Origin of the sequence: Hafnia sp. HMSC23F03 (assembly GCF_001816025.1) — a bacterium.
In the GTDB taxonomy this organism is placed as follows: Bacteria; Pseudomonadota; Gammaproteobacteria; order Enterobacterales; family Enterobacteriaceae; genus Hafnia; species Hafnia paralvei.
Genome location: NZ_KV824234.1, coordinates 144,393 through 150,967, shown reverse-complemented (window position 1 = coordinate 150,967; position 6,575 = coordinate 144,393). Strand labels below are relative to the sequence as shown.

Genomic DNA, 6,575 nt, shown 5'->3' with positions numbered 1-6,575 from the left:
TGCCAAGCTGGGGTGTCGGGGGGCAGCGATTGGCTCCCCGACTCGGACGCCTGCACACGGACGCCTGCACAAGGCTTATGTGATATTCGATGCCTTAGGCGTACGAAAAATTAGGCGTCCGAAACCTTACACAGTTCTCATGTAGATTTCAGTGTATTAGGCGTACGAAACCTTACACACAGTTCTCACCCCAACTTCTTATCCCGCAATACCTGCTTCTCCGCATCAGAAATAAACGCCATCTCTAAGCCATTTATCTGCGCGGTGCGGATCTCTTCCTGCGTCAGTCCTGCGGCCGGTGCAGCAACATTGTACTCATGTGCCAGCTCGATACCTTCAACTGCAGGATCGTCGGTATTAATTGAAGCCAGAATACCGTGGCGCAGGAAAGTTTTTAGTGGGTGATTGTCCAGTGAAGCAACGGTGCTGGTTTGGATATTAGAGGTCAGACATGACTCCATGCCAATGCGCTTCTCTGCCAAGTAATCTAACAGCTTTGCGTCTTCAACCGCTTTAACACCGTGGCCGATGCGTTCAGCGCCCAGCTCATTGATCGCTTGCCAGATACTTTCTGGCCCTGCAGCTTCACCGGCGTGTACCGTGATGCGTAAACCTGCATCGCGAGCGCGATTAAAGTGGCTCAGGAAGAGAGAGCCTGGGAAGCCGAGTTCATCACCGGCAAGATCGAGTGCGGTAATGCCTTCGCGACAGGCAAGCAGGGCATCTAATTCTTTTAGGCAGGCGTCTTCACCAAAGGTACGGCTCATAATCCCAATCAGGCGAGTTTCAACACCAAAATCACGCACGCCCGAACGCACGCCGTCAATAACGGCTTCAACCACACCCTGAACGGGTAATTGGTGTTTCATTGCCATGTAGTAAGGAGAAAAGCGGAGTTCTGCATAGTCGATACCCGCACGCAGCGCATCTTCAACGTTTTCATAGGCAACGCGGCGACAGGCATCGAGAGAACCTAGCACGGCGACGCCCCAGTCGAGTTTTTGCAAAAAGCTGACTAAGTCTGGCGCAGTATCCGTAATCTGTACGTGTGTGCGCAGGGCTTCGAGCTCTTCGGCGGGCAGTTCAAGATTGAACTGGCGGCCCAGTTCCAGAATAGTTTGTGGACGAATGTTACCGTCGAGGTGACGGTGGATGTCAGTCAGAGGAAGGCGGGTATCGATCATGATGTGCACTCTCAGTTATTCTGGATAAAGTGCGTAACAGTATAAAAACAATACACTGCAAAATACTAGTGAGTTGCATAAAAATGTGATGTTAATCACAAATAATCGCCGAAAGTCTCCGTTTTACGGGGTGCTGTATATAAACACAGTGTTTGATATGATGACGAAGGAGAGGTGAAACTTATTCGTCTTCAAACAGCTTTTCGATGGATTTTGTTGGGTAGAACAATGAATTTGCGTTATTGCCTGTCAGCGCAATAAAACCAAGTTGAAGATAGAACCGCTTTGCTTTTTCATTAAGGGCATCAACAAACATACCATGAATGCCGACCGCCAGTGATGCGTGATAGATGACCTTCATAGCATGGGTTACCAGCGTTGTTCCCCAGTCTTGTCCCTGCAACTCTTTTTGAATAGCCAATCGTCCCAAGGTGACGCTGGGCACGTTGGCATAAGGTACTTTCCGTTTCTGTGTATTTGAAGGAAGGGTTTCTCTCTCAAAGCAACTGCCGGATAACGTGTAATACCCTACGACTTTAGGCTTTGCCTCTTTGGTGACCAGCAAATAACCCCGTAAAATTCGAGCGTTATGCTGGCGGGCAAGATGCTCTGTAAGGAATATATTGAGAGATTCTTCGCCACAGTCGAAATGAGCAAAATCATATTCGACGTCTTTCGAAAAAATCTCAATAGCGAGATCTGGCATGTTTTACTCCATGCTATCTAGACGTTTCGCTGCTCGTTTCAGCCGATTGTTCGGGGCTGGCGGATTACTGATAGCGTCCATCACCAGATTCCACGACTCATCGTTGAGAATGAGACGGCGATGCTGCTCAATGACTTCCTCTGCACGTTCCGCGGCGCTAGCAACCATAAACTGAGTGATAGTTTGGTTGGTCATTGCTGCAGCTTCTTCGATCTTGCTTTTGTCGTCATCGGTGAGTCTGAGATCGATACGCTGTTTTTTCAGGGCGGTCATGATGTACTCCTCGACAGTGGGTGTTTAGTCACTGTCAGACTTATTGTTTCAGCTCTCTTTGAGTCAAAAAAGAAGCCAAACTTGAATGATACTGTACGGAAAATTTCCGTACGCTCACTATAAGCGCGATCGAGACATCTTTCAACGGGTAAGTCGATTTGTTGAACAAATGGAATGCTTATCGAACTGGGGGAATACCCCCACCGATATGCGCGGCGGGGGATTTTCGGCAGGGTTATTTAACTAACTTATTTAAGGCTGAAATCAGCTTTTGTACGCCGAGTTCAACTTTGCTGCGTGGGCAGCCTACGTTGAGGCGCACGAATCCGCGACCTTCTTCACCGTAGGTAAAACCTGGCATGATCGCGACTTTCTCTTCGTCAATTAATATGCGCTGTAGCTCTTGATCATCGACACCCAGCACGCGCAGATCGATCCATGCCAGATAGGTTGCCTGCGGGATTTTCCAATTCAACTGTGGGAAGGCAGCGTTGAGCTCTTGGGCAACATATTCTAAATTAGCCTGAAGATAACCGCGTAACTCATCCAGCCACGGTTGCCCCTCACGGTAGGCGGCAATATGCGCTGCCACCGCCAGTACGGCGGGAGAGGAAAGGCCGTCTTTACTTTTCAACTGTAGGAAATAAGCATCTCGAGTCGCAGGATCGTTGATAAAGCCATAGGCACCGGTTAACGCGGGAATGTTGAACGATTTAGAGGCTGAGGTAAGCAATGCCCACGGTGTTTTCCCCACTTCGTTCCAAGGCGTATGACGGTGTTCTCCCCACGTCATATCCATGTGAATTTCATCACTAATCACTTTAACGTCATGGCGCTCGCAGAGCTCGGCCATGACTTGCAGTTCGGCCTGCGTCCAAACTTTACCCGTTGGATTTTGCGGACTACACAATAAAAGCACCTTGGTCTGTGGACGTGCCAGCAGTGCTTCCAGATGAGCCATATCGCAGTACCATTCGCCCTCTTTTTGTTTCAATGGACAAGAGAGCAGCTGACGTTGATTACCTAATACTACCTTATAGAACGCGTCGTAGGCGGGGGTATGAGTTACCACGCATTCGCCTGGTTGAGACCAAAGTCGAATGAGCTGGGCGACCATATAGATGACCGAAGGGCCATAAACCGCAGTGTCGGTATCGATGGCGCTGTTGAAGCGTTTGGCATACCAGTGTCGTAGCGCACCAAGGAAATCTTCGTGCTGCCAGCGACTATAACCAAGAACACCGTGCGCAATGCGTTTTTCTAATGTTTCGGTAATACAGGGAGCGGTTGCAAAATCCATATCGGAGATGGTGAATGGCAGCAGGTCATTGGCACCAAATCGATCGGCAATATAGTCCCACTGGGTGCACCAAGTGCCGTGACGGTCAACAGTCTTAGAGAAATCAAACATATTTCATTCGCCTTTTATGATATCTGCTCGAATGAGGGATTAGATAAATAAAGCGGGGCGCTTAGCGCCCCGAATCAATGATAAAGATTACGCACTCGGCTGAGCTATCAGATAGTCTAATTCATCTTTGACAGACTGTACCTGTGGCCCGATTACAACCTGTAAATTGTGCTCGTTTAAGTGCACGACGCCAATTGCACGGAGATTTTTCAGCGTTGCATCATCAACCAACGACATATCTTTAACCGACAGGCGTAGGCGGGTAATACAGTTGTCGAGCGAGACAATATTCTCGGCTCCCCCTAAGGCGGTCAAAATTCCCGGCACATCGTAGCCAGACTTGCTGGAAGTGGCATTTTTAGCCGATTTCTCGCTAGTCGCGCTGTTATCAACATCGCGTCCCGGCGTTTTGATATTGAAGCGAGTAATCGCAAAACGGAAGATCGCGTAGTAGGCCACGAACCAAATTGCTGCAACCACCGGCACCAGATACCATTTCGTCTGTAAGCCATGCAGGATACCGAAGACCACGAAGTCAATAATGTTACCGTCGGTATTACCAATAGTCACACCCAGCACTGACATGATGGTGAAGCCCAAACCGGTCAAAATAGCATGGATCACATACAAGAATGGTGCGACGAAGAGGAACAGGAATTCCAGCGGCTCAGTCGTCCCGCCAACCACACAGGCAACCACGCCTGAGATCAGCAGACCCTTAATTTTATGACGGTTCTCAGGACGGGCACAGTGGTACATCGCCAGTGCAGCACCCGGCAATCCCCCTAAGAATGCAGGCATTTTGCCTTGAGAAAGGAACTGTGTCGCACTCTCGGAGAAGCCGTGAGTCGTAGGGCAAGAAAGCTGCGCTTGGAAAATGGTCAATGCGCCGCTAACGCTGTTACCACAGACGTCCATGGTACCGCCAGCTTCGGTGAAGCGGATCAACGCCACCAGAATATGGTGCAGGCCAAACGGCAGCAGTAGACGCTCGCCGGAGCCGAAAATCATGGGGCCGAAGACGCCTGCGTTATGAATGAGCTTGCCGAGTCCGTTGATACCCATCGCGAACCAAGGCCAAATCAATGGCACCAGCAGGCCTAACAGGCCAAGCACCAACGTCGTGATGATCGGCACAAAGCGAGTACCGCCGAAGAAGGCTAGCGCATCGGGTAAACGAATAGTGTTAAAGCGTTCGTGCAGCAGATAAACCACGATCCCGACGATCACTGCACCCAAAATACCGGTGTCGATAGACTGAATACCGATGATGTTTTGGATGTTGTTTGCCTTCAGCACCAAAGGATCAACGGTGGGTAAAATACCTTTGGTGGTCAGATAAAAGTTGGTTGCCAGGTTAAATACGGCAAAACCGACAAAACCGGCAAACGCCGCGACGCCTTTGTTTTCGCGCGCCATACCTAGCGGAATAGCGATTGCAAACATCACTGGCAGGAAGCTGAATGCGAAAGAGCCGACTTTGCTCATCCAAGTAAACAGCAACTGGAGTGGGGCATTATCCAGCATGGGTAATAACGTTAATACATCACGGCTGCTCAGCGAGCTACCAATTCCCAGCATAATGCCGCAGAAAGACAGCAGTGCCACGGGCAGCATAAAGGTTTTTCCGAGACTCTGGAAAAACTCCCACAGCGTGATTTTTTGTTTGGTCTGAGTGGGCATGACAACTCCTGATGAAAGATCCTTGAACGCTATAACGTGTAAAACTATCGACGGACTTTAAGTAATTCTGGTAAAAGAAGATAAAACGTTTTACCAAACAAAACCACACGCCTGATCACAGTTCTCAGTATCCGTGTTAATGTGAATTATGCGAGATCGGATTAAATGTTTTACTAAAAAATAAGGTAAAATAAGCATGCTACTGAGCTCGATAAGCTACCCATAAGTGAATAAAAACGGCATGAACTCTAAAAAAATCACTATCACCGATGTTGCACAACACGCTGGCGTGTCTGTGACCACTGTGTCTTTAGTCCTCAGCGGGAAAGGGCGGATCTCTGATAAAACCAGCAGCCGTGTCAATCACGCCATTGAGACATTGGGTTATGTGCGCAACCAGCAGGCCGCCATGCTGCGAGGAAGTGTGTCGAATGTGATTGGCCTTATTGTGAGTGATATCAGCGAGCCTTTTTATGCCGAAGTCGCCGCCGGAATCAGTGAAATTCTTGAAGCGCAGGGAAAAGTGCTGTTTCTTACCCAGTGTGGGAAAAATGGGCGCAACTTAGCGCGTTGCTTAGATAGTCTCAGCGGCTATGGCGTTGATGGCATTATCGTTGGCAGTGGGCGTTTTCTCAGTGATGAGATGAAACAAAAAGCGCGAGAAATGCATTTGCCGCTGGTTTGTGCCGCACGTGCCAGCGAATTTGATGATATCGACGTCATTCGTCCTGATAACTCTCAGGCGGCAAAGATTGCGACGGAATATCTCATCAAGCATGGCCATCGTCAGATCGCTTATCTGGGAGGGGAAAGCAGCTCGCTTACGCGTGCTGAGCGCTTAGGTGGATTCTGTGGAACATTGATCCAATATGGTCTGCCGTTCAAATCCGAATGGGTTGTCGAGTGTGACTGTAAGCAACAGGCTGCGGCAGAAGCCACTAAAACTCTGTTAAATCATCACCCTAAAATAACTGCCATTTTATGTCATAAAGCCTCTATTGCCATGGGTGCTTATTTTGGCGTGGTCGGCATGGGGAATAGCGTCGGTAAAGACGAAAACGAAAGCTATTATTCGCGTCAGGTCGCATTAATAGGATTTGGCGATGTGCCTGAAGCCGAACTTACCGATCCGCCTCTGACCTTCATCAGTAGTTCTGCGCGTGAAATTGGCTATAGCGCGGCAAATCGTATGCTACAGCGCATTGATGCACCAGATGAACAGATCCAACATATTATTTTGCCGCCAAAACTGATTGCCAGAGGTTCTGCGTAAGATATCCGTAAAAAACGGCCCCAATCGGGGCCGTTTACGTTGTAG

The 6,575-nt window shown here is 49.1% G+C and carries 6 protein-coding genes; 1 reads left to right on the top strand and 5 read right to left on the bottom strand.

Annotated features, from left to right (window positions below; genetic code table 11):
* Positions 1 to 185: 185 nt before the first annotated feature.
* From add to malX, 5 genes are all read right to left on the bottom strand, one after another.
* Positions 186 to 1,184: an adenosine deaminase gene (add, locus tag HMPREF3091_RS17265; RefSeq protein ID WP_070717433.1), complete on the bottom strand. Its 999-nt coding sequence runs from the start codon at positions 1,182 to 1,184 to the stop codon at positions 186 to 188.
* Between the two features lie 181 nt (positions 1,185 to 1,365).
* Positions 1,366 to 1,890: a GNAT family N-acetyltransferase gene (locus HMPREF3091_RS17260; RefSeq protein WP_070717430.1), complete on the bottom strand. Its 525-nt coding sequence runs from the start codon at positions 1,888 to 1,890 to the stop codon at positions 1,366 to 1,368.
* A 3-nt stretch (positions 1,891 to 1,893) separates the two neighbouring features.
* Positions 1,894 to 2,163 (bottom strand): type II toxin-antitoxin system TacA family antitoxin, encoded by a 270-nt coding sequence (locus HMPREF3091_RS17255; RefSeq protein WP_004089646.1) that lies wholly within the window; start codon positions 2,161 to 2,163, stop codon positions 1,894 to 1,896.
* Between the two features lie 235 nt (positions 2,164 to 2,398).
* Complete coding sequence (locus tag HMPREF3091_RS17250; protein ID WP_070717428.1) at positions 2,399 to 3,574, bottom strand: MalY/PatB family protein; 1,176 nt, start codon at positions 3,572 to 3,574, stop codon at positions 2,399 to 2,401.
* Positions 3,575 to 3,661: 87 nt separating this feature from the next.
* Positions 3,662 to 5,257: a maltose/glucose-specific PTS transporter subunit IIBC gene (malX, locus tag HMPREF3091_RS17245; RefSeq protein ID WP_004089650.1), complete on the bottom strand. Its 1,596-nt coding sequence runs from the start codon at positions 5,255 to 5,257 to the stop codon at positions 3,662 to 3,664.
* 241 nt (positions 5,258 to 5,498) lie between these two features.
* Here malX and malI point away from each other — a divergent pair, with 241 nt between their 5' ends.
* Positions 5,499 to 6,530 carry a Mal regulon transcriptional regulator MalI gene (gene malI / locus HMPREF3091_RS17240; protein WP_004089652.1) on the top strand — a complete coding sequence of 344 codons (1,032 nt, stop codon included), beginning with the start codon at positions 5,499 to 5,501 and terminating at the stop codon, positions 6,528 to 6,530.
* Positions 6,531 to 6,575 lie beyond the last annotated feature (45 nt).

Coding starts and splice junctions, on each gene's coding strand:
- add (WP_070717433.1), bottom strand. CDS start 1,184: ATGATCGATACCCGCCTTCCTCTGACTGACATCCACCGTCACCTCGAC.
- HMPREF3091_RS17260 (WP_070717430.1), bottom strand. CDS start 1,890: ATGCCAGATCTCGCTATTGAGATTTTTTCGAAAGACGTCGAATATGAT.
- HMPREF3091_RS17255 (WP_004089646.1), bottom strand. CDS start 2,163: ATGACCGCCCTGAAAAAACAGCGTATCGATCTCAGACTCACCGATGAC.
- HMPREF3091_RS17250 (WP_070717428.1), bottom strand. CDS start 3,574: ATGTTTGATTTCTCTAAGACTGTTGACCGTCACGGCACTTGGTGCACC.
- malX (WP_004089650.1), bottom strand. CDS start 5,257: ATGCCCACTCAGACCAAACAAAAAATCACGCTGTGGGAGTTTTTCCAG.
- malI (WP_004089652.1), top strand. CDS start 5,499: ATGAACTCTAAAAAAATCACTATCACCGATGTTGCACAACACGCTGGC.